This window comes from Saccharopolyspora shandongensis (genome assembly GCF_900106995.1).
Taxonomy (GTDB): domain Bacteria; phylum Actinomycetota; class Actinomycetes; order Mycobacteriales; family Pseudonocardiaceae; genus Saccharopolyspora; species Saccharopolyspora shandongensis.
This window is the reverse complement of the sequence record NZ_FNOK01000046.1, coordinates 1-21,986: the sequence shown is the minus strand read 5'-3', so window position 1 is coordinate 21,986 and position 21,986 is coordinate 1. Positions and strand designations below refer to the sequence as shown.

The 21,986-nt window shown below is 71.8% G+C and carries 23 protein-coding genes; 10 read left to right on the top strand and 13 right to left on the bottom strand.

From position 1 onward, the window contains the following. Position 1 precedes the first annotated feature (1 nt). From hpnH to hpnC, 7 genes are read right to left on the bottom strand one after another with little or no spacing between them, the layout of a single operon-like run. Positions 2 to 1,003 carry an adenosyl-hopene transferase HpnH gene (gene hpnH, locus BLW84_RS34100; protein WP_093274046.1) on the bottom strand — a complete coding sequence of 334 codons (1,002 nt, stop codon included), beginning with the start codon at positions 1,001 to 1,003 and terminating at the stop codon, positions 2 to 4. Beyond that, the gene (locus BLW84_RS34095) at positions 1,003 to 1,608 is read right to left on the bottom strand and encodes a phosphorylase family protein (protein WP_093274043.1); all 606 of its coding nucleotides are present in this window, start codon (positions 1,606 to 1,608) and stop codon (positions 1,003 to 1,005) included. Before BLW84_RS34095 ends, hpnH begins: the two co-directional genes overlap by 1 nt. A 2-nt stretch (positions 1,609 to 1,610) precedes the next feature. Beyond that, on the bottom strand, positions 1,611 to 3,524 hold the full coding sequence (shc, locus tag BLW84_RS34090) for a squalene--hopene cyclase (RefSeq protein ID WP_425441799.1): 1,914 nt from the start codon (positions 3,522 to 3,524) through the stop codon (positions 1,611 to 1,613). After that, positions 3,521 to 4,522 carry a polyprenyl synthetase family protein gene (locus BLW84_RS34085; RefSeq protein WP_093274041.1) on the bottom strand — a complete coding sequence of 334 codons (1,002 nt, stop codon included), beginning with the start codon at positions 4,520 to 4,522 and terminating at the stop codon, positions 3,521 to 3,523. Before BLW84_RS34085 ends, shc begins: the two co-directional genes overlap by 4 nt. Continuing rightward, on the bottom strand, positions 4,519 to 5,880 hold the full coding sequence (gene hpnE / locus BLW84_RS34080; RefSeq protein WP_245761577.1) for a hydroxysqualene dehydroxylase HpnE: 1,362 nt from the start codon (positions 5,878 to 5,880) through the stop codon (positions 4,519 to 4,521). Before hpnE ends, BLW84_RS34085 begins: the two co-directional genes overlap by 4 nt. Further along, positions 5,877 to 6,740 (bottom strand): presqualene diphosphate synthase HpnD, encoded by an 864-nt coding sequence (hpnD, locus tag BLW84_RS34075; RefSeq protein ID WP_245761576.1) that lies wholly within the window; start codon positions 6,738 to 6,740, stop codon positions 5,877 to 5,879. The genes hpnE and hpnD overlap by 4 nt, the downstream gene beginning before the upstream one ends. Next, entirely contained in the window at positions 6,737 to 7,645 is a 909-nt protein-coding gene (gene hpnC, locus BLW84_RS34070; protein ID WP_093274037.1) for a squalene synthase HpnC, read from the bottom strand. Before hpnC ends, hpnD begins: the two co-directional genes overlap by 4 nt. 401 nt (positions 7,646 to 8,046) lie before the next feature. Here hpnC and BLW84_RS34065 point away from each other — a divergent pair, with 401 nt between their 5' ends. From BLW84_RS34065 to BLW84_RS34025, 9 genes are read left to right on the top strand one after another with little or no spacing between them, the layout of a single operon-like run. Next, positions 8,047 to 8,856 (top strand): MlaE family ABC transporter permease, encoded by an 810-nt coding sequence (locus tag BLW84_RS34065; protein ID WP_093274034.1) that lies wholly within the window; start codon positions 8,047 to 8,049, stop codon positions 8,854 to 8,856. Next, positions 8,856 to 9,677, top strand: a complete 822-nt coding sequence (locus BLW84_RS34060) for an MlaE family ABC transporter permease (RefSeq protein WP_093274031.1) — start codon at positions 8,856 to 8,858, stop codon at positions 9,675 to 9,677. The genes BLW84_RS34065 and BLW84_RS34060 overlap by 1 nt, the downstream gene beginning before the upstream one ends. 2 nt (positions 9,678 to 9,679) lie before the next feature. Continuing rightward, positions 9,680 to 10,888: an MCE family protein gene (locus BLW84_RS34055; protein WP_245761575.1), complete on the top strand. Its 1,209-nt coding sequence runs from the start codon at positions 9,680 to 9,682 to the stop codon at positions 10,886 to 10,888. Next, positions 10,885 to 11,886 (top strand): MCE family protein, encoded by a 1,002-nt coding sequence (locus BLW84_RS34050; protein WP_093274030.1) that lies wholly within the window; start codon positions 10,885 to 10,887, stop codon positions 11,884 to 11,886. The genes BLW84_RS34055 and BLW84_RS34050 overlap by 4 nt, the downstream gene beginning before the upstream one ends. Next, positions 11,883 to 12,860, top strand: a complete 978-nt coding sequence (locus BLW84_RS34045) for an MCE family protein (RefSeq protein WP_245761574.1) — start codon at positions 11,883 to 11,885, stop codon at positions 12,858 to 12,860. The genes BLW84_RS34050 and BLW84_RS34045 overlap by 4 nt, the downstream gene beginning before the upstream one ends. Further along, positions 12,857 to 13,930, top strand: coding sequence for an MCE family protein (locus BLW84_RS34040; RefSeq protein ID WP_093274170.1), 1,074 nt, complete (start codon positions 12,857 to 12,859; stop codon positions 13,928 to 13,930). The genes BLW84_RS34045 and BLW84_RS34040 overlap by 4 nt, the downstream gene beginning before the upstream one ends. Beyond that, positions 13,927 to 14,952: an MCE family protein gene (locus BLW84_RS34035; protein WP_093274027.1), complete on the top strand. Its 1,026-nt coding sequence runs from the start codon at positions 13,927 to 13,929 to the stop codon at positions 14,950 to 14,952. Before BLW84_RS34040 ends, BLW84_RS34035 begins: the two co-directional genes overlap by 4 nt. Then, positions 14,949 to 16,067: an MlaD family protein gene (locus BLW84_RS34030; RefSeq protein WP_093274026.1), complete on the top strand. Its 1,119-nt coding sequence runs from the start codon at positions 14,949 to 14,951 to the stop codon at positions 16,065 to 16,067. The genes BLW84_RS34035 and BLW84_RS34030 overlap by 4 nt, the downstream gene beginning before the upstream one ends. Then, complete coding sequence (locus BLW84_RS34025; RefSeq protein WP_093274024.1) at positions 16,067 to 16,582, top strand: hypothetical protein; 516 nt, start codon at positions 16,067 to 16,069, stop codon at positions 16,580 to 16,582. Before BLW84_RS34030 ends, BLW84_RS34025 begins: the two co-directional genes overlap by 1 nt. On the opposite strand, the gene BLW84_RS34020 is transcribed toward BLW84_RS34025, so the two are convergent. The 3 genes from BLW84_RS34020 to BLW84_RS34010 form a co-directional block, all read right to left on the bottom strand. Next, positions 16,579 to 17,190: a TetR/AcrR family transcriptional regulator gene (locus BLW84_RS34020; protein ID WP_093274022.1), complete on the bottom strand. Its 612-nt coding sequence runs from the start codon at positions 17,188 to 17,190 to the stop codon at positions 16,579 to 16,581. The two genes, BLW84_RS34025 and BLW84_RS34020, sit on opposite strands and share 4 nt — an antisense overlap. Next, entirely contained in the window at positions 17,187 to 18,077 is an 891-nt protein-coding gene (locus BLW84_RS34015; protein ID WP_093274020.1) for an oxygenase MpaB family protein, read from the bottom strand. Before BLW84_RS34015 ends, BLW84_RS34020 begins: the two co-directional genes overlap by 4 nt. Positions 18,078 to 18,173: 96 nt before the next feature. Then, complete coding sequence (locus BLW84_RS34010) at positions 18,174 to 19,382, bottom strand: dipeptidase (protein WP_093274167.1); 1,209 nt, start codon at positions 19,380 to 19,382, stop codon at positions 18,174 to 18,176. 143 nt (positions 19,383 to 19,525) lie between these two features. Here BLW84_RS34010 and BLW84_RS34005 point away from each other — a divergent pair, with 143 nt between their 5' ends. After that, positions 19,526 to 19,756, top strand: a complete 231-nt coding sequence (locus tag BLW84_RS34005) for a hypothetical protein (RefSeq protein ID WP_093274018.1) — start codon at positions 19,526 to 19,528, stop codon at positions 19,754 to 19,756. 18 nt (positions 19,757 to 19,774) lie between these two features. On the opposite strand, the gene BLW84_RS34000 is transcribed toward BLW84_RS34005, so the two are convergent. The 3 genes from BLW84_RS34000 to BLW84_RS33990 all read right to left on the bottom strand — a co-directional run. Continuing rightward, positions 19,775 to 20,782, bottom strand: a complete 1,008-nt coding sequence (locus tag BLW84_RS34000; RefSeq protein WP_093274016.1) for an Lrp/AsnC family transcriptional regulator — start codon at positions 20,780 to 20,782, stop codon at positions 19,775 to 19,777. Positions 20,783 to 20,788: 6 nt separating this feature from the next. Continuing rightward, positions 20,789 to 21,469 (bottom strand): FadR/GntR family transcriptional regulator, encoded by a 681-nt coding sequence (locus BLW84_RS33995; protein ID WP_093274164.1) that lies wholly within the window; start codon positions 21,467 to 21,469, stop codon positions 20,789 to 20,791. Between the two features lie 85 nt (positions 21,470 to 21,554). Then, the coding region (locus BLW84_RS33990) for an HNH endonuclease signature motif containing protein (RefSeq protein ID WP_143061193.1) at positions 21,555 to 21,986 on the bottom strand (432 nt) is incomplete at its 5' end.

The window sequence follows — 21,986 nt, the reverse complement described above, 5'->3', positions numbered from 1 at the left end:
TTCAGCCGCGCACGGCGCGGATCGACTCGCGCAGCGAGCCCATCGTCGCCAGCACGGCGGTCGGTTCGTAGCCGCAGTGCGCCATGCAGTTTGCGCAGCGCGGGTCGCGGCCGCGGCCGTAGGCGGACCAGTCGGTGTCGGCCAGCAGCTCCTGGTAACTGCCCACGTAGCCGTCGCTCATCAGGTAGCACGGCCGCTGCCAGCCGTACAGCGAGTAGGACGGGATGGCCCAGGCCGTGCACTGGAAGTCGACCTTGCCCTCCAGGAAGTCCAGGAACAGCGGCGAGTGGTTGAACCGCCACTTCTTGCGCCGCCCGTCGGCGAAGACCTTCCGGAACAGCTCGCGGGTCTCGGTGACGCCGAGGAAGTGCTCCTGGTCGGGTGCCTTGTCGTAGGCGTAGGCCGGCGACAGCATCATCTGGTCGACCCGGAGGTCGTTGTTGAGGTACTCCAGCACCTCGATCACCGACTGCGGTGTGTCGGAGGTGAAGAAGGTCGAGTTGGTCGTGACCCGGAACCCGCGCCGCTGGACCTCCTTGACGTTGTCCACCGCCTGCGCGAACACGCCCTGCTTGCACACCGAGGCGTCGTGCCGCTCCTCCAGGCCGTCGATGTGCACGGCCCACGCGAAGTACGGCGACGGCCGGAACTTGTCGATCTTGCGCGGCAGCAGCAGCGCGTTGGTGCACAGGTAGACGAACTTCTTGCGCTTGACCAGCTCGTCGACGATCACCTCGATCTCGGGGTGCATCAGCGGCTCGCCGCCCGCGATGGACACCACCGGCGCGCCGCACTCCTCCACCGCCGCGATGGCCTGCGCGACCGGCATCCGCTGCTTGAGCGTGCTCGCCGGGTGCTGGATCTTGCCGCAGCCCGCGCAGGCCAGGTTGCAGGCGAACAGCGGCTCCAGCTCCAGGGTCAGGGCGAACTTCTCGCGGCGCGCGAGCTTCTGCTTCACCAGGTAGGCGCCGACGCGGATGGCCTGGCGCATCGGAATGCCCATCAGGACACCTCCTCGGGTGCGACGAATCGGTTCTCCGGCAGGACGGCCCGGCCCCAGCGCGGCAGGCACGAGCCGATGGCGTGCAACCGGGCGAGCGCGGTCAGCGCCCGGCTCGGCGTGCCGGGCCGGAGCAACGGCTGCCGCGCGGTGTCGACCACGACGCGCACGACGCCGAACGGCCGCCCGCCGGCGGCTTGGGCCAGCACCGCGGACTCCATGTCGACGGCGAGCGCCCCGGTGCGGGCGAGCTCGCCGCGCCGGGCACCGCGCACCACGTGATCGGCCGTGGCGATCGGGCCGCAGTGCACCGGGAATCCGGCGCGGCGCAGGTGCGCCGCCAACGACGCCGCCGCCGGGCAGCGCACGGTGCCGTTTCGCCCGCGGAGCTCGTCGGCCACGATCACGTCGCCGCTGCTGACCTCGGCGGCGAGGCCGCCTGCCAGCCCGGCGACGACCAGCACGTCGAAGTCGGCCCCAGCCAGCGCGGCGGCGGCGCGGGCGCTGCGACGCGGGCCCCGTCCCGTGCGGCGCACCGCATGCCGGCCCAGGGCCGCCCGCAGGGCCTGGGCCTCGAGACCCATCGGAGCGCAGATCAGCAGTCGCATCGCTAGCTCCCGGTCGCGTGGTACCGCCCGAGCGCGGTGAGCGGGAAGATCACCCGGTACAGGTGGTAGTTGATGTAGAAGTCGCCGGGGAACCCGGTGCCGGTGAACTGCGGCTCGTCCCAGCCGCCGTCGGCTCGCTGGGTGCGCGCCAGGTACTGCACGCCGCGGCGCACCGCGTCGGTGTCGTGCCGCCCGACCGCCAGCAGCGCCAGCAGCGCCCACCCGGTCTGCGACGCCGTGGAATCGCCCCGGCCGATCCACTCCGGATCGGCGTAGGAGCGCAGGTCCTCGCCCCAGCCGCCGTCGGCGTTCTGGTGGTCCTCCAGCCACCGCACCGCCCGGCGCAGCGCGCGGTCTCCGGGGGCGAGCCCGGCCCGCACCAGCGCCGGAACCACGGCGCCGGTGCCGTAGACGTGGTTGGCGCCCCAGCGCCCGAACCAGGAGCCGTCCGCCTCCTGGTTGTCCAGCAGCCACCGAACGCCCCGCCGCAGCACCGCGTCGTCGTGGCCCAGCACGGCCAGCGCCTCCACCACGTGCGCGGTCACGTCGGCCGATGGCGGGTCGATGACCTCGCCGAAGTCGCAGAACGGCAGCTTGCGCACCAGCTCGCGGGTGTTGTCGGCGTCGAAGGCGCCCCAGCCGCCGTCGGCGGATTGCATGCCGCGCAACCAGCGGACACCGCGCTGCATCGCGCCGTGCACCGCCGCCCGGTCCGGGTGGTCCACCCGGTTCAGCGCGAGCAGCACCTCGGCGGTGTCGTCGATGTCCGGGTAGCCGTCGTTGTCGAACTCGAACGCCCAGCCGCCGCCGGGTGGCAGGTCCGGGCGGCGCACCGACCAGTCGCCCTTGACCCGGATCTCCTCCGCCAGCAGGAAGTCCGTGGCCCGGAGCATCGACGGGTGGTCGCCGGGCACCCCCGCGTCGCGCAGCGCCTGCATGCCGAGCACGGTGTCCCACACCGGCGACTGGCACGCCTCCAGCCGCCGCACCGGACCGGCCGGGGTCTGCTCGTGGACCAGGAAGCGGTCCAGCCCGGCCAGACTCTGCCGCAGCACCGGGTGGTCCAGCGGGTAGCCGAGCAGGTGCAGCGCCAGCAGCGAGTACACCCACGGCGGCTGGATCCCGCCCCAGGAACCGTCGGCCTCCTGCCGGGCCACGATCCACTCCGCCGCGCGCAGCATCGCGTGCTCGCGCAGCGCCTTGACCGGTCTCCGGTGGTAGCGGTGCAGAATCCGGTCCAGGGAGTGGAAGGCGTACTTCCACGACCACTGCGGACGGACCCGTTCGGCGGCCCGGCCGGTGCGCAGTTCGCCCACGGTGATGCCGAGATCCCGGCGCGGCCGCAGCGTGCACACCACCGTCAGCGGGACCACGGTCTGCCGCGCCCAGCAGCCCCAGTCCGCCACGTTCAGCGGGAACCACTTGGGCAGCAGCACGAGCTCCGGGGGCATCTCGGGCAGTTCGTCCCAGGACCACTCGCCGAACAGCGCCAACCAGATCCGGGTGAACACCCGGGTGGCCTCCAGGCCGCCCCGCGACAGGATCCAGCCGCGCGCCGCCACCATGTGGTCGGCGGCCACGTCGTCACCGGCGAGCTTGAGGGCGGCGTAGGCCTCCACCGTGGTGGACAGGTCGCCGGGGCCGCCGTGGAAGTTCGCCCAGGTGCCGTCGGCGCGCTGCTGAGAGCGGATCCAGCGGGCGGCCTGCTCGGTCTCGCCGGCGGTGCGGATGCCGAGGAACTGCCGCAGCAGCAGGTCCTCGACGTCCATCGTCACGTTGGTCTGCAGCTCGCCCTTCCACCAGCCGTCGGGGTGCTGCAGCGAGAGCAGGTGGTCGCGGGCGGCGGCCAGCGCGGTCCGGGCGTCCGCCCGCGCGGTGGGGACCGCGCGGGCGGCCTGCTGCAACTGATCGGTCAAAGCTTCCTCCGCACGATGAATTCGGCCAGCTCGGTCAGGGATTCGGTCGCGGTGCGCTGCCCGTCGGGCAGCCGCTCGTAGGCGGCGGCCAGCCGCCGTTGGCACTCCAGGCGAGTCCAGTCCGCCGAACCGGCGCGCTGCACCATTTCGGCGGCCTCGTGCAGCTGGTCCTCGGTGAGCGGTTCGGCCTGCGCGTACAGCCGGCGCAGGCGGTCACCGGCCGCGGTCCCAGAGCTCAGCGCGTGCACAACCGGCACCGACTTCTTGCGGGTGCGCAGGTCGGAGAGCACCGGCTTGCCGGTGACCTCGGGGTCTCCCCAAAGCCCGAGGAGGTCGTCGACGAGCTGGAACGCCATCCCCAGCTCGGTGCCGAAGGCGTGCAGCCGGGTCACGGTTTGCCTCGGCGCGCCAACGAAAAGGGCGCCGATGGAGGACGCGCACGCGAGCAGCGCGGCCGTCTTGTCGTGCGCCATCCGCAGGCATTCGTCGAGCCCCACCGCCGCGCGGCGCTCGAAGTCCAGGTCGGCGGCCTGGCCCGCGATCAGGGTGCGGGTCGCGGTGGTCAGCGACCGGGCGGCCGCCGCCGCATGCCGCGACGGCGACTCCAGCAGGATCTCGGTGGACAGCGCGAGGAGCGCGTCGCCGGCCAGCAGCGCGGCCGGCTTCCCGAAGACGGTCCAGGCGGTCGGCCGGTGGCGGCGGGAGGTGTCGCCGTCCATCACGTCGTCGTGCAGCAGGGAGAAGTTGTGCACGAGTTCGACCGCGGCCGCCGCCACCACCGGATCCTCCGCGGCGACGGTGCGCGCGGACAGCAGCACCATCGCCGGCCGGAGGGCCTTGCCGCCACCGCCGTCCGGGGTGCCGTCCGCGTTGCCCCAGCCAAAGTGGTACTCGCACACCTGGCCGGTGTCCGGGTCGAGCCGGGCAACCGCGGCGCGCAGCGCCGGATCCACCGCCTCCTTGGCCGTGTGCAGGGCTGGTGGCAGGACGGTCGTCATGCGGTCACCTCCACGCCGCGTTGCGATCGCTGGTCGAGATCCACTACCTCGGCGGCGTGCGTGCCGCTGAGCACCGCTCCCTCCGTCGTGTCGGGCCATCCGGTGGCGGTCCACGCCCCGGCGAGCACCAGGCCGGGCACCGGCGTGCGGGCCGGGGGCCGGATCGCGGCGGTGCCGGGTGCCTGCCGGAAGGTCGCGTTGGGTTCGCGGGTGACGAAGAAGTCGAGGATCTGCGCGTCGCGGGCGTGCGGGAAGACCTGCCGCAGCGCGGGGACGAACAGGTCGTGGAGGTCCTCGGTGCGGGCGTGGATGTGCTCCTGCGCGGCGGACAGCGAGATGGCCAGGTACTGCCCGCGAGTCGCGCCGGCGATGGCCGTCCGGTCGAAGACCCACTGCAGCGGCGAATCCAGTACCGCGGCCATCTCCAGCCCGGTGACCGGGCGGTCGTAGAGCACGTGCACGTTGACGATCGGCGCCGCCGACAACCGCCCCCACTCCGCCACACCCGGCACAGGCAGGTCCGCCACGAGCGGCGCCGCCGCGCGGTGCGGCACGGCGACGACTACCGAGTCCGCGGTCAGCACCGAGTCGCCGACGCCATCCCGCACCGGAATGCGGAAACCCGTGCCCGAGCGGTGGATCGTGCGCGCCTTGCAGCGGACCCGGACGTCGACTCCTGCCGCCAGCAGCGCGCGATGCGCCGCGTCGCCGTGCAACTGCCCGAGCGGCACCTGCGGGATCGCGATGTCGGCGCTGTCGGTGGAATCCAGCACGCCGGTGCGGAAGACCTTCGTCGCCAGGGCCATCGACGCGTCCCCCGGCTCGGCGTTGAGCGCCGCCACCGCCAGCAGACCCCACAGAGCGTCGACGGCGCGCGGGGATTCGCCGCGCTGCCGCAGCCACTGCCCGAGGCTGATGTCGTCCAGCGCGGGATCGTCCGGATCGAGCCGCCGCAGCGCCAGCGCGGTTCGCGCCACCCGCGCGCGCTCCGCCACCGTCAGCATCCGGTAGTCCAGCAGCGACGGGGCCAGGTGCGCCGGGGCCGGAAGGTTCCAGCGGCGCAGCACCGCAGGCCGGCCGACGGGGCTCAGGACCGGGACGCGGAACTGGGGTTGCATGCTGATCGAGTCGGCCACGCCGAGCCGCCGCAGCAGGCCGCGGTAGGCCGTGTAGCAGCGCAGGAACACGTGCTGCCCGGTGTCCACCACGAGCTCGCCGCGCACGAAGGAGTAGGTCGCGCCGCCCAGCCTCGACCGCGCCTCCAGCAGCCGGACCTCGAAGCCCAGTTCGGCGCAGCGCAGCGCCGCAGTCACGCCGGCCAGCCCGCCGCCGACCACCACCACCTGCCCCCGGTTCACGGCGCCATCCCCGCCAGCGACCGCGCCGCGACGCCCGCCTTCCGCCAGCCGGACAGGGAGGTCCGCTGCTCCAGCGCGGCGCGCGGGTCGGCGGCGATGCGCGCCAGCAGCTCGTGGTAGATGCCGGCCATCGACGCGCAGCACGCCCGGCTGCGCCGGTCGAGCATGGGCAGCAGGCGGAGCCCCTCGACATACCACTGCTCGGCGCGAGCGGCCTGGAAGCGGATCAGCCCGTCCCACCGCTGCGGGTCCTCGACCGCGCCGTTGCCCGGCTCCAGCCGGACGCCGAACCGCGCCAGGTCGTCGGCAGGCAGGTAGACCCGGCCGGACAGCTGGTCCTCGCGGACGTCGCGCAGGATGTTGGTCAGCTGCAGGGCGACGCCGAGGGCGTCCGCGCGCGCCTCCGCGATGGCGGGGTCGATGGTGCCGAACACGCCCAGCGACAGCCGCCCGATCGAGCCCGCCACGCACCGGCAGTAGTGCAGCAGCTCTTCGAAGGTGCCGTACCGCACGCCGCGGACGTCGGCCTCGCAGCCGTCGATGAGCTCGTCGAAGGCCGCCAGCGGCACCGGCAGGCGCGCGGCGGAGTCCGCGAGCGCCACCAGCACCGGGTCGGCGGCGTCGGTGCTCGCCGCGTGGACGGCTCGGCGGGCCTCCTTGAGCCGCCGCAGCTTCTCGTCCCTCGGCAGGTCGCCGTCGCCGATGTCGTCGACGCGGCGGGCGAAGGCGTAGACCGCCGACAGCGCCCGCCGCTTCGGCCCGGGCAGCAGGCGGATCCCGTAGGAGAAGTTCCGCGCCTGTTCCCGGGTGATCCGCTCGCACTCCAGGTAGGCGTCCCGAATCCGGGCCCAATCGGTCACCAAGAGCCTCCCAACACGTACAACCGCCCCCATTCGGCGAACGTGCGCCACCGTCCCGGCCGCACGTCCACGCGCAGCGGGTCGTGCTTCGCCGCGAAGAACGCGGCCGCGGTGGCTCGCCCGCCCGCGACGTAGCCGGCGACCGCGACCCGGGCCATCCCGGACAGCTCGCCGACCAGCGGTGCGCCCGCTTCGAGCATCCGGCGTGCGCGGTCCACCTCGTACCTGATCAGCCCGCACAGCCGCGTCGAGGCGCGGTCGGCGAGCAGGTCCTGCTCCTGGCAGCCGAAGCGGTGCATGTCCTCGGTCGGCAGGTACACCCGGTCCTGCCGGTAGTCCTCGGCGATGTCCTGGCAGTGCTCCAGGACCTGCAGCGCGCTGCACACCCGGTCCGACAGCGTGATCAGCGCGGGCTCGGCGCGCCCGAAGACGTGCAGCACCGCTTCGCCCACCGGGTTCGCCGACAGCGCGCAGTAGTCGAGCAGCTCGGTGAAGGTGCGGTAGCGCCGCACGCGCTGGTCCTGCCGGTTGGCGTCGATCAACTTGACCAGCACGTCGTACGGGATGGCACACTCGGCAACCGTGGGCGTCAGCGCCCGCAGCATCGGGATCCGGGCCGACGCGTGGTAGGCGCGCTTGAGATCGACTTCCAGGAAGTCCAGCAGCGCGGCGCGGTTGCCCGGCGCCTCGTCCCCGGCGTAGTCGACCAGCCGGAAGAATCCGTACAGCGCGTGCAGGTGTTGCCGCAGCCCGCGCGGCAGGATCCGGGAGGCGACCGGGAAGTTCTCCGACCGCATCCGGGCGAGCACCGCGGCACTGCGCGGAAAATCACCCGAACGTGGCATCCCGTCCGCGTGTTCGGAATCCCCGCCGGTCACCGCGCCATCAGGCAGCGACAAGACCATCGGTCCTCCCCCCATTCGCCGACGCAGGAGGCGCACACGGCATCGTATGAGCACCTCAGCGGCACCGCAGGGCGAGCAACGCGCGATCCGTTTTCCCGTGATTCGTAATGCTGTTCGACACCTGACAGTGCCGATCCACATAGGACTCAAGATCGCCGCTCAAGCAACTCGACCAGAGCCCTAGAGACCACAGTGGACAGTGCGTGTTCCGGGCCCCGGTTGATCATGCTCGCGCGGGCGGTTTCGGCGCCTACCGGCATTCGGGTGGCGAGCATTGACATCGGGGCGGCAACCCCACAGCGTTGATCGCACTCTTCGAGATCAGCCTGGCAGCACGCGTAACGACGAAGCCGCACGCTCGTTCGATGTCCTGAACCATCCCCACGGGGAGGGAGCGCGGGATGTACCGGGGGTTGCCCACCGTCCGAGGCCCGATCAGCGACGCTCTCCTGCAGACCGGGCTGCTGCTCGACTTCGCCGTGCGCACCGCCGCGGCCGCCTTCCGGTCGGTGCGCCGCGCCCGGTTCAGCTGGACGGAATTCCTGCAGCAGGCCTGGTTCCTGGCCGCCGTCACCACGCTGCCCGCGCTGCTGGTGACCATCCCGCTGGGCGTCGTGGTCGCGCTGAACGTCGGCTCGCTGGCCGGGCAGCTCGGCGCGCAGGGCTACGGCGGCGCAGTGGTGGCGTTCGTGATCGTCGGCCAGGCCGCCCCGCTGATCTGCGCCCTGATGATCTCCGGCGTCGGCGGTTCGGCGATGTGCTCCGACCTGGGCGCCCGCAAGATCCGCGAGGAGGTCGACGCCCTGGAGGTCATGGCGCTGCCGGTCATCGAACGCCTGGTGGTGCCGCGCGTGGTGGCCGCGGCCGTGGTCAACGCGCTGCTGGCCTGCATCGTGCTGCTCGTCGGGATCGCCACCACGTTCCTGTTCCAGGTGTGGGTGCTCGGCGACGCGCCGGGCGCGTTCCTGCGCACCCTCACGCAGTTCTCCCGGGTGCCGGACTTCGTCGTCGCACTGCTGAAGGCCGCCGTGTTCGCGGTACTCACCGCGCTGGTGTCCTGCTTCAAGGGACTGACCGCCAAGGGCGGCCCGGGCGGCGTCGGCACGGCGGTCAACGAGGCCGTGGTGATCTCGTTCATCCTGGTCTTCGTCGCGAACACGGTGATCACCGAGCTGTACCCGGTGCTCGTCCCCGCCAAGGGGGAGTACTGATGGCGCCGCCCCGGCTGAGCTCCATCGTGGACGTTCTCGCCGCGGTGGGGCTGCACTTCACCTGCTACCTCCGGGCGATCGCGGCGATCCCGCACGTGCTGCGCCGGTACCGGCGCGACGTCGCCCGGCTGGTCGGCGAGATCAGCCTGGGGTCGGCGTCGCTGCTGGCCGGCGGCACCATCGGCGTGGTGTTCGCGATGTCGTTCGTCTCCAGCACGCAAGTCGGCCTGGAGGGGCACCGCGGCCTGGAGCTGCTGGGCCTGTCCCCCATGACCGGGTTGGCCGCGGCGCTGGTGAACACCCGGGAGATCGCTCCGCTGGTGGCCAGCATCGCGCTCGCCGCGAAGGTCGGCACCGGCTTCACCGCGCAGCTCGGCGCGATGCGCATCGCCGAGGAGATCGACGCGCTGGAGGCGATGTCGGTGCGGTCGCTGCCGTACCTGGTCAGCACCCGGATGGTGGCGGCATTCCTGTCGGTCATTCCGCTGTACTTGGTGGGGTTGTTCGCCTCCTACCTGGCCACCGGGGTCGCGGTCGTGTCCATCAACGGCGTTTCCGAAGGCACCTACAACTACTACTTCCGCCTCGTCCTGACACCGGAGGACGTGCTGTTCTCGCTGCTCAAGGCCGTGGCTTTCGCGGTCGTCGTGACGCTGGTGCACTGCGCGTACGGCTATTACGCCGCCGGTGGCCCGGAGGGCGTCGGGAAGGCCGCCGGGCGCGCGCTGCGCACCAGCATCGTCGCCATCACGGTCGCCGACGTGCTGCTGAGCATCGCGTTCTGGGGAGTGCGCCCGACGCTGCCGGCATTGGGGATGTAGCGGTGGCCGGGCGGCGACGATCAGCAGCGCAACGCCGAACGGCGCTGGCCGTGCGCGGATTCGTCGCGCTGCTCGTGCTTTTCATCGCCGCGACCGCGACGGTGCTCGGCGGCGCCGGGATGTTCCGGTCGGATCCCGAGGTCACCACGGTGCTGCCCGCCGCCGCCGGGCTGATCCGGCCGGAAACACCGGTGCAGTACCGCGGTGTCCGGGTCGGGCGGCTAGCCGGTGCGGAGCCCGGCTCCGGCGGTTCGCGGCTGACGCTGCGGCTGGATCCCGGCGAACTGGCCGCCATCCCGGGCGATGTCCGGGTGCGGCTGATGCCGCGCACCGTCTTCGGCGACCAGTACCTGGATCTCGTCGCCCCCGAATCGACCAGTGGCACCGCGCTGGCGGCCGGGGCGGAGGTCCCCGCGGACGACTCCCGCCCGACGATGCAGCTCTACCACGCGTACTCCCGCCTCTACGAGCTGGTCGATTCCCTGCAACCGGCCCGGCTCCAGGTGGCGTTGTCGGCGCTCGCCGAAGCGCTGCGCGGCAGGGGCGCCCAGCTGGGCGGCGTGCTCGACGACGCCGCGCGGCTGACCGCGGGACCGCCGTTCGACGACCTCGGCGAGGACGTGGGCGTGATCTCCGCGCTCGGTGCGGACATCGCCGCCGCGACACCGGATGCGGTGCGCGCGTTGGACAACGCGGTCGCGTTGTCGGGCACGATCGTGCAGCGCAAGCAGGCGATCGGCGACCTGCTCGGCGCTGGGCTCGCGTTCACCGACCGGTCGCAGCGGTTCGTCGACGAGAACGCGCAGCGCATCATCCGCATCGTGCGCGCCACCGACCCGATCGCCGAGGTCGTCGGCCGGTATCCGGACGCGGTGCGCGACGGGGTCGGCGGCCTGGACACGTTCCTCGACGGCGCGAATCGCGCCTTTTCCACCGGATTCCTGAAGATCCGCATGTCCGGCACCCTGGACCGCCCGTACCCGTACTCGTCCGCGGACTGCCCCCGCTACCCCGGGCTGGCCGGGCCGAACTGCGGCGCGGAGCAGCCTCGCGGGCCGATCGGGCCGGTGGGCGGCCCGCAGGAGCTCGACGCGATGCGGCAGCTGGCGCCGCTGCTGCCCGTCCCGCCAGCGGTGGCCCCGCCGTCGCCCGACGTGCTGGGCCTGCTGCTGGGCCCGGTGGTGCGCGGATCGGAGGTCGTCACGCCGTGAAACCAGCCCGCTCCGCCCTGATCCGGCTCGCCGCTTTCGTCACCGCGTCCGTGTTCTCCGGCGTGGTCGTGGTGAACACCCTGACCGATCCGATGACCGGACCATCGGTCACCTACCACGCGGTGTTCACCGACGTGACGGGCCTGCAGCCGGGCAGCGCCGTGACCGTCGCCGGGGTGCGGGTCGGCGAGGTCGCCGAGGTGACCGCCCGCGACGGCCTCGCGCAGGTGTCCTTCGACGTGGCCGCCGACCAGCGGATTCCCGCCTCGGGGCTGGCCGTCGTCCGCTACGCGGACCTCACCGGCGCCCGCGCGCTCTCGCTCACCCCCGGCCAGGGCGGGCCGCCGCTGCCGGCCGGCGCGACGATCCCGGTCGAACGCACCCGGCCGGCGCTGGACCTCACCGCGCTGTTCAACGGGTTCAAGCCACTGTTCGAGGCCCTGGAACCGGGGCAGGTCAACCAGCTGGCGGCCGAGATCGTCGCGGTCTTCCAGGGCGAAGGCGCCACCGCCAACGCGCTGCTGTCGCGCATCGTCTCGCTGACCGCCACCATCGCCGGTCGCGACGAGGTCATCGGCGAGGTCATCGACAACCTCAACGCCGTGCTGGGCACCATGAATCAGCGGCGCGACGAACTGCGCGGCCTCGTCGACGGGCTGGCCCGACTGGCCTCGGAGACCGCCGCCAGCCGCGAGCAGATCACGGCCGCCATCGACAGCGGTTCGGCGGTGGCGCGCTCGCTGGCGGAGCTGCTCGGCGATCTCGGGCCCGGCCTGTCGCGCGATGTGCGTTCGGTGCAGGAGATCAGCGCGATGCTGGTGCGCAACCAGCAGCAGATCGACGGCGCCGTGCAAGAGATGCCCGCTTTCCTCGGCACCCTCAACCGCACCACCAGCTATGGATCCTGGGCGAACGTCTACCTCTGCAACCTCAGCGTCTACGTCGCCGGTGATCCCGTCGAACTCGGCGCGGGCCCGCACACGGAGGTGTGCCGATGAGGAAGGTGCTGGTCAACGGCGCGATCGGCGCGGTCGTGGTGCTGCTCCTGCTGGCCGGTTCGATCGCCGTGCCGCGCGTGCTGTTCCTGGTGCGCACCAACGAGTTCCACGCGGAGTTCGGCAACGCCGCCGGGCTCTCGGTGGGCACGCAGGTCATGGTCGCCGGGGTGCCCGCGGGCCGGGTGACCGAGGTGGCGCTGGCCGGGGACCGGGTGCGCGTGTCGTTCCGGCTCGACGACGCGCACGCCCTGGGCCGCGACACCCGCGCCGCGATCAAGCTGCGCACGGTGCTCGGAACCCGTTACCTGAGCGTGGATTCCGCCGGTCCCGGCCGCCTCTCGCCCGGCGACACCATCGCGCTGTCGCACACCTCGGTGCCTTACAGCCTCGACGAACTCCAGTCGACCGCGAAGTCCACCGCCGAGGGCCTGGACCTCCCGCAGCTGCGCGCCATGATCGACACCCTCGACGAGGTGTCGCCGGACGACCCGCGGCTGCTCGGCGACGCGCTGGGCGGCATCGCGGCCGCATCGGCGATCGTCGGGGAGCGCGGCGCGCAGGTGCAGGAACTGCTGCGCGGCACGCAAATGCTGACCACGACGCTGGTCGAGCAGCAGGACACGCTGGTGGCGTTGCTCGGCGACGCGCAGCTGATCGTCGACGCGCTGCAACAGCGCCGCACCGTCATCCGCCAGCTCATCACCGACGTGCACACCATCACCGATCAACTGGACCGGTTGTTCCGGGAGAACCGGGACGTCCTCGATCCGCTGCTGGCGGACCTGCACGCGCTGACCGACTCGCTGGCGCGCAACGACCAGGCCATCGACGAGAGCCTGCGCCGGCTCGGCCCGGCCAGCCGCTACCTGACCAACGCCACCGGCAATGGCCCGTGGGGCGAGGTCACCGCGCCGCTGGGCCCGGTGCCGGACAACGTGCTGTGCGCCGCCGGGCTGTTCAAGGGGTGCCGATGAGCCGCAGAACGCTGATCGCGTGCGTCGTGCTGGTCGCGCTGATCACCGGCGGCTGGTTCGGCGTGCTGGCGCCCCGCGCCGATCTGGAGATCTCCGCCGATTTCGCCCTCGCGGACGGCATCTTCCCCGGCAACCGCGTCGCGATCCTCGGCGTCGAGGTCGGCCGGGTCGAGTCGGTGCAGCCGCAGGGCGCGACGGTGCGAGTGCGGATGAGCATGCCCGCGGACATCGCGCTGCCCGCCGACGCGCGGGCCTACATCATGAGCCCGGCGATCATCAGCGACCGCTACGTCGAGCTCGGCCCCGCCTACACCGGCGGGCCCCGGCTGGCCGACGGCGCGGTGATCCCGGTGGAGCGCACCCGCTCCCCCATCCGCTTCGACCAGCTCGCGAAGTCGCTGGACGCGCTGCTGAGCGCCGTCGGCCCGTCCGGTGGCGATCCCGGCGTGCTCGACCGCCTGTTGCGCAGCAGCGCGGCGGCGCTGGACGGGCAGGGCCCGCAGATCCGCGACGCGATCACCAACGTCTCGCGGGCCAGCGAGGTGCTGGCCGGCGGCAGCGGCGATCTCGGTGCGCTGCTGGAGAACCTGGACCGGCTCGTGCAGGTCCTCGTCCAGCACCGGGGCACCGTGGAGTCGCTGGCCGCCTCGACCGCGCAAGCGGGAGCGGACTTCCAGGCGCAGCAGCAGGAGATCGGCGACGCCATCGGCAAGCTCTCCAACGTGCTGGTCGCCGTCGACGGCCTGCTGCGGCGGCACGGCGAGCAGCTCGGCGGCGACGTCGGCCGGCTCGCGCAGCTCACCGGCACGCTGGCCGCCCGGCAGCAGGAACTCGCCGAAACGCTGGACACGATGCCGCTGGCGATGGACAACTTCGACCGCGCGATCACCGAGGACGAACGCCTCCGGCTGCGGCTGAACATCTCCGCCAACCTCAGCCAGTTCGACACCACCGCGCAGCTGTGCCGCCGGCTGCCGCTGCCGCTGTGCACCGGAGCGGGCATCACCAACCCCGTCCCGTTCCCGCCGGACGTCGAACCCCTGCGCGCGCTGCTCGGAGGTGGCCGATGAACCGGTCCGCGCCCGCAGTGCTCGCGGCGGTGCTCCTGACGAGTTCGTGCGGGCTGAGCCTGCAGAACCTGCCGGTCGGCGACGGCGGTTCCGGGTACCAGGTCACCGCGGTGTTCTCCGACGCCGGGCGGCTGCCGATGGGCGGCGCGGTGCGGATCGGGCAGGCCGTGGTGGGCCGGGTGGCGGACATCGGCACCGCGGACTTCCGCGCCGTCGTGACGCTCGACATCGACCGGGACGTCAGGCTGCCCGCCGGCACCACCGCGCGCCTGGAGCTCGCCTCCCCGCTGGGCGAGGAGTTCGTCATCCTGCAACCACCGTCCACATCGGACGACGAGGTGCTCGGCGACGGATCGGTCATCCCGATCGAGCGGACCTCCCGCGGCCCGGACGTCGAGAACGCGCTCGCCGCGGTCGCCACCCTGCTCAACGGCTCCGGCCTGGACCAGGCGCGGACCATCGTCACCGAGCTCAACACCGCGCTCGCCGGCCGCGAACAGCAGACGCGGGACCTGCTGGGCCGCCTGGAGCACATCCTGACCTCGCTGGACCAGCACCGCGACGAGCTCACCGGGCTGATCGATTCGGTGCACGCCACCTCCCGGCACCTGGCGGAGAACCAGGCCGTCCTGGACGCGGCGCTGACGCAGGTCCGGCCCGCGATCGACGCGCTGCTGGCGGAACGCGAGCGGTTCACCGCGCTGCTGGACGACACCGCTTCGCTGAGCAACGCCACCGCCGCCCTGCTGGACCAGACCGACGAGTCCCTGACGCGGCAGGTCGAGCAGTTCCGGCCGGTGCTGGCGGATCTGCAGGCCCTGGACGGCAGCATCGGCACCACGGTGCAGTCGCTGCGCCGGTTCTACGGGTTGTTCCAGCAGGCAGCGCCCGGCGACTACCTGCTGTTCAACGGCACGCTCGACGTGCCGGGCACCGTCGTGCAACTGCTCGCCCCCGGCGCCCCGATGCCACCGCCCGGCCAGGGCGGCGTGAGCGCGATCCTGCGAGGAGGCACCCGATGAACCGCCGCCTCACCCTGGCGCAACTCGCGCTCTTCCTGGTGATCAGCATCGCGTGCACGTACTACGTGGTCACGAACGTGGCCGGCCCGCAGGCGCTGCGCGAGCCGATGCGGGTCACCATGCGGATGGCCGACAGCGCGTCGATCACGCCGACCTCCCAGGTCACCTACCGGGGCTTGGTGATCGGGACCGTCTCCGACGTGCGGCTCGACCCGGGCGGTGGCGGGGTTTCGGTGCGGCTGGCGCTGAATCCCGACACCAGGGTTCCGGCCGACACCAGGGCGGTGGTCAGCATGGCCACGCCGCTGGCGCTGCAGACCGTCGACCTGCAACCGGAACACGACTCCGGCCCCTACCTGCGCGACGGGAGCGTCATCGAGCGGGATCGGACCGAACGGCCGATGCCGCTGGAAACCATGCTGGTGCACTTCACCGAGCTCAGCGAGCAGCTGCGGCCGGAGGACGTCGCGACGGTCACCGACGCCCTGGCCACCGGACTGCAGGACGCCGGCCCGGAACTCGCCCGCATCCTGGACGACTCGGCGACGCTGCTGAAGGTGTTGCGGGAAGGGCAGCCGCAGCTGCAAGGCGTGGTCGACGGGACGCGGACGCTCGTCGGCCCCGACGGCGCGCGGGGCAATCGGATCCGCGACCTGGCGGCGGGCCTGCGCTCGCTGAGCGATCAGATCCGGGAGAGCGAACCGGCGATCAACCAGATCCTGGACACCGCGCCGGGCGCCACCAGACAGCTCGCGGACCTGTTCGCGCGCAGCGACCCGGCGGCCACCGCCCTGCTGGGCAACCTGGTGACCACCAGCCAGATCGTCGCCGTCCGCGCGCCCGCGCTGGAGCAGCTGATCATCTCGCTGCCCGCCGGGCTGTCCGGGCTGGGCGGCGTGGTGCACGGCGACACCGCGGACTTCTACCTCGTCGGCACGCAGGGCCCGATCTGCGCCACGCCGCAGGAACGCCGCTCCCCCACCGAAGTGGCTCCCCGCGAGGCCGGGCTCGACTGGCACTGCCCCGCCGACCAGCCGAACTTCGGCCAGCGCGGCGCGGCCAACGCGCCGCGCCCGGGTCCCTGGTATTCGATTCCGCTGCAAGGAGTTCGCTGATGACCGCCACCGCCACCGCAGCCGAACGGGAAACCAAGCCGCAACGACGCCGCAGGCCACTACCGGTGCTCGCGCTGGTCGTAGTGGTCCTGGGCGCCATCGGCTATCTCGGCTGGCAGCTGCGCCAGGAACACTCGGCCGCACAAGCCCGCTCCGGCGCGCTGGAGGCGGCCCGCACCTACGCCACCGATCTGTCCACTTACGACTTCAACGAACTGGACCGGAACTTCGCCGCGGTGACCGCGAACTCGCACGGCCAGTTCGCCGAGCAGTACAAGCAGATCAGCGCCGGGCTCACCGAGCTGATCAAGCAGAACCGGGCGGTCTCTCACGGCTCGGTGCTGTCGGCGGGCATCGTCGAGTCGGATCAGCAGCGCGCCGTGGTGGCGCTGTTCGTCGACCAGCAGATCACCAACGTCAACACGCCGCAGCCGCGCATCGACCGCAACCGCATGCAGATGACCCTCGTGCAGGTCGACGACCGCTGGCTCATCGACGACATCAAGCTGCTCTAACCGGTGACCACGGGAACCAGGTGGGCGCGGGCGAAGGCGCGGGACCGCGCGTCGTCGTCCGCCGGGATGCAGCCGGGCGGGCTGAGCAGCATCGAGTGCGCCAGCCGCACGAACACCTCTGCGGCGGGCTCGGGATCGAAGCTCCGCAGCCGACCGGCCTGCTGGTGCTCGCGCAGCTTCGCCGCGAAGTAGCCGCGGGCGACGGCCAGAACAGCACCGGCGTCCACGGTCACCGCCGGCAGCGCCGCCGCCGGTTCGAGCGTCAGCAACCGGTTCAACAGCGAATGCCCGCGCAGCCCGGTGACGACCGCGACGAAGCACTCCGCGATCTGCTCGGCGGGATCCTCGATGTGGTCGATCCGCTCGTCCAGCCAGGCGAGGAAGACGCGGACCTCCCGCAGCAGCACGGCAGCCACGACCGCGTCCCGGTCCGGGTAGCGGCGGTACACCGTGGCGCGCCCGAGCCCGGCGCGGCGGGCGATGTCGCGCATCGTCGTCCGCTGGATGCCGACGTCCTCGAACGCCTCCCGCGCCGCGTCCAGCACTCGATCGCTCGCCGGTTCCGCGAACGGGCGCCGCAGCGCACCTTCCAGCGCGTCAGGCTTCATGTGGCCACCGGGCAGGCCTGCTTCGCCCGGCGTTTGGCCTGGTAGCGGTGGAACGAGTCCGGTCCGAGGTCGGCGATCTCGTAACCGTCCGGATAGGACAGCGGATCCGGGGCCACCGGGCGGGAATCCGGCCGGGCCGGGCCCATCCGCACCAGCCCGGCGCGCACCTTCAGCGCCGCCTCGGCGGCCTTGCGGCCGACGCCCGCGACCTGTGGGAAGCCGAAGGCGGTCAGCAGGTGCGGCTCCATCAGGAACCGCGCCGCGCGCGCCACGGCCGGCGACAGCAGGCTCGGGTACCAGGCGCCGAACAGCTCCAGCGTCGCGTCGGCGACCCGGCGTCCGCCCGCGTCGAACGTGAAGTGCTCGCGCTCGTAGTCGTCGAAGAACCGCTCGAAATCCGCGTAGGTCTCCGGAATGCCGGAGAGCTTCATGCCCTCACCGAGCCGCCGCATCGTGTTGGTCAGCGCCCGCACCTCACGCGGGTGCAGCTTCCGCCAGCCGAACTGGCCGATCCAGCGCACGGGCGTCACGACGAACGTCGACAGGGTGTAGACGTAATCCTCGTTGCTGATCCGGAACCTGCCGTGGATGGCGTTGAGCTGCTCCAGCGCCTGCCGCCCGCGGTCGCTCTCGGTGCCCCAGTGGAAGATCTCGAACAGGATGAGCACGGTGTCGTCGTAGCGCTTCTGCGCGGCGTGCGTGAACTCGCCGGTGCGGTCGAGCAAGCGGCCGATGCTGGGCACCGCGTAGGTGCGGAACAGCGCGAACTCCAGGGCTTTCGTGATGTCCCAGGGGAATTCGCACTCGGCGAGCAGCCGGTAGATCTCCTCGCAATCGCGGTCGGGATCGAGTTGGAGGATCCGCTCCAGCCGGTCGAAACGCCTCATTCGCAGCACCTCGTCTCGGGCGGGTGTCCGACGCCCCGAAGCTAACGACGGTGAGACATCGGGTCAACAGATGTCTCACCGTCCCGCCCCAATGGTCTAACGAAGACCGTCGGTGCCGTCCAGCTGCTCGATGGTCGCGATCGACGGGCGCTCGGTGCGCTGGAGATCGCGGGCGACGGCCTCCGCGTCCCGGAGCACGCGCACGGCGTTGTGCCAGGTGAGCTTGGCGAGGTCGGCCTCGGACCAGCCGCGGGTCAGCAGTTCCGCGATCAGGTTCGGGTAGCTCGCGACGTCGTCCAGGCCCTGCGGGGTGAAGGCGACGCCGTCGTAGTCGCCGCCGATGCCGATGTGGTCGATGCCCGCCACCTCGCGCATGTGGTCGAGGTGGTCGGCCACGGTCGCGACGGTGGCGACCGGCCGCGGGTTGGCGTCCTCGTAGGCCCGCAGCGCCTCCATCGCCTCGGGCGTCGTGTCCAGCGCGTGGAGGCCCCGCTCGGCGAGGACGGACTCGGCCTGCTTGCTCCATTCGATCGCCGCCGGGAGCACGAACTTCGGCACGAAGGTCGCCATCGCAACGCCGCCGTTGGCGGGCAGCGCGGCCAGCACGTCGTCGGGGATGTTGCGCGGGTGGTCGCAGACGGCCCGGGACGAGGAGTGCGAGAAGATCACCGGGGCCCGGGTGGCGCGCAGCGCGTCCCGCATGGTGTCGGGGGCGACGTGCGAGAGGTCGACCAGCATGCCCAGCCGGTTCATCTCGCGCACCACCTCGACGCCGAACCGCGTCAGCCCGTTCGCCGCCGGTTCGTCGGTGGCCGAGTCGGCCCACGGCACGTTGTCGTTGTGGGTGAGCGTGAGGTAACGGACGCCCAGTTCGTACAGGGCGCGCAGGGTGGCCAGCGAGCACGCGATGGAATGCCCGCCCTCGGCGCCCATCAGCGAGGCGATCCGGCCGGCAGCGCGGGCAGCCACGAGTTCGTCGGCGGTGTTCGCCAGCTGCAGGTGCTCCGGGTAGCGCGCGGCGAGAGCGCGCACGCAGTCGATCTGCTCGATGGTCGCGCTGACCGCCTTGTCACCCTGGAACTCGGCCTTGACGTACACCGACCAGAACTGGCCGCCGACGCCGCCGGCCCGCAGCCGCGCCAGGTCGGTGTGCAGCAGCGCCGACTGGTCCTGGGAGATGTCGCAGCGATCCAGGTCGTAGCCGACGTTCTCACGCAGCGCCCAGGGCAGGTCGTTGTGGCCGTCGATCACCGGGTGCTCGGCGAGCAGCGCCCGGGCCCGCTCCAGCGCGGCCGTGTCGGTCATCTCCACACCTCAACCTTCCCAAAAAATCATCACACCGGGTGAACCCCAGGCGAGCATATCCGGGCTCGGCGGGCCCCGGCGGCGACGTATCGACGCCGCCTGATCGAATCGACGAATCCCGCCACGGACCGCACCATCAAGGCATGGACCACATCCCCAGGCAGCAGGACGGCAGCGACCTGCCCAGCGTGCTCGCGGAGTACGGCCACTTGGCGGCGCAGCTGCCGGGAGCGTCGCGCCGCCGCACCGAGGAGCTGCGCGCCCGCCTGGCGGAGCTGGACGAACTGATCGACGAGCACATCGCCCGCCTGACCCCGCCGGTGCGAGATCCCGAGGGCGAAGGTTCCGCCGTCGAGTGGCCAGTAGGACCCTGATAAGCGGAATCGACGGGCCTAATCCGCTGCGCCGGCAGCAGTATTCCGGGCCTTCGCCAGCGCGGCCTGCGCCCAGGGCACCACGACGAAGCCGCGTTTGACGGTCAGCGCCTCCACGTTCGCCTGCCAGCTGCGGACCCCATCGATGCGGCCGAGGGTGCCGGTGACGAAGCGGTAGAGGTCCGCGGTGGTCGGCATGATCACCTCGCAGACCAGCGAGTACTGACCCAGCAAGGCGGCGACGAACCGGACGCCGCGATGCTCGGAAAGCCGCGCGGCAACGGCTTCCAGCCTCGAAGGCTCGACGGACACGAACAGCAAGACCTCGGCCTCGTACCCGAGCGCAGCAGCAGGTACGAGCGTCATGGTCTCGACGCAACCCCGGCGGAAGAGCGCCTCGCAGCGCCGCCGCACGGTGCTCTCGTTGACCCCGAGCCGCTTGGCAAGAGTCTGAAAACCGGCGCGACCGTTCTCGTGCAGCAACGCGACGATCCGGCCGTCGAGCTCGTCGAGGTGCGAGTCTTCGCACAGGTGCATCGTGCGCGGCTCGGACAGCACACCGGCGCTGCCGAGGAGCTGGCGGCTCCAGTCCTGCCCGATCTTGTAGGTGTGCAGCACGAGGTCGGCGACGCTGTCCCGCACCCACGGGATGCCTTGCAGTTCCTCTACCAGCAGCGCATGCAGCCCGACCCCGTTCGGGACCTGGACCTCGACGATCAGGTCGTGTTCGCCGGTCAGCACCGCCAGGAAGCGCACGTCCGGACGATCCGCTAGCGCGGCGGCCGTCGCCAACTGCTGCCCGGCCGCGCAGGACACCCGAACCAGGAACAGGTCGCCGTCACCGCCCTGCTGCATCCTGGTCAGCGCGGTGATCCGCACGATCCCGTCGGACAGCAGCTGTTGCGCGCGCCGGGCCACCGTGGTCACCGAGGTGTCCACCACGCCCGCGATGTCGGTCCAACTCGCCCGGCCGTTGATCTGCAGGGCGGCCACGATCCGGCGATCGAGGTCGTCTAGTTGCTCCACGGCGGGCTACTGCTGCTCGTCGACGAAGCGCCGCGAACGCCGCTCTATGTCGGAGAAGTGCCTGGTCATCTCCTCGGCCGCCGCGTCGCAATCACCGGCGCGAATGGCGTCGACGATGCGCTGGTGCTCGTCGCCGATCTCGTCGCGCACCACCTCAGGCGGATCGATCTCGGCCTCCACGCGGTGGTAGACGGTCCAGAACAGGTCGATGAGCTGCACCGCGATCTCGTTGCCGACCGGCCGGTACAGGGCCTGGTGAAACCGCCGATCAGCCTCGACGACGTCGCCGCTGCGCATCTCGGCGATGCACGATTCGAGCTCGCCGATCAGCTCGTCATCGGCGCGATGGGGCACCTCGGAGATCAACGCGGTCTCCAGGATGCGCCGCAGCTGGAGGAAGTCGGCCAGCGTGGAGGCGTCCTGCCGAGCGGACTGCCGAGCGCGGAACAGCAACCCAGGAAGCAGCGCTGTCACCGGTGCTTCTCCGACGAAGGTCCCGTACCCGTGCCGGATGTCCACGATGCCGAGGGTGTGCAACGCCCGCAGCGTCTCCCGGATGGAGTTGCGACTGGCGCCGAACTGCGCCATCAGCTGCGGCTCGCTCGGCAGCGGAGCGCCCGGCCCCAGGCCGGACTCCAGGATCAGGTCGACGACCTTGTCCTGAAGCAACTTGCCGCCACCCGCCATCAAGCCCTCCATCGATCAAGCGCCACCACCGTTGCCCGAACATCCTACGTCCGACGTCCTCACCACGACCACACCCACCTGAGCATCATGGCGCGCCCGCCGGGCCCCGTGGCGCGGGGATGAGCTCCCGGAGGTACTCGCGGTGCCGGGCAGGCAGTGCTCTGCCGCCTGGTCTTGGTGTTCGTCTGGGGTCCACTGTGGGCGGTGGAATGAACTCGGGTCTCCCGTCGCACATGGCGATCTCCCACCGCTGGTTGTGGAGTGTGCGGTGGTGGTGACCGCAGAGCATGACCATGTTGTCCAGATCGGTGGCGCCGCCGTCGACCCAGTGCTCGACGTGGTGCGCTTCGGGTGTTCCCGGCGGCCGATCACACCCGGGGAACGCGCAGACGCCGTCGCGTCGGAGTAGTGCGATGCGGATGTGGGTGGGTGCGGTTCGCTTTGCCCGGCCGACGTCCAGTGGGAGGCTGTCGCCGTCGAGGACGATCGGCAGTACCTCGGCGTCGCAGGCGATGCG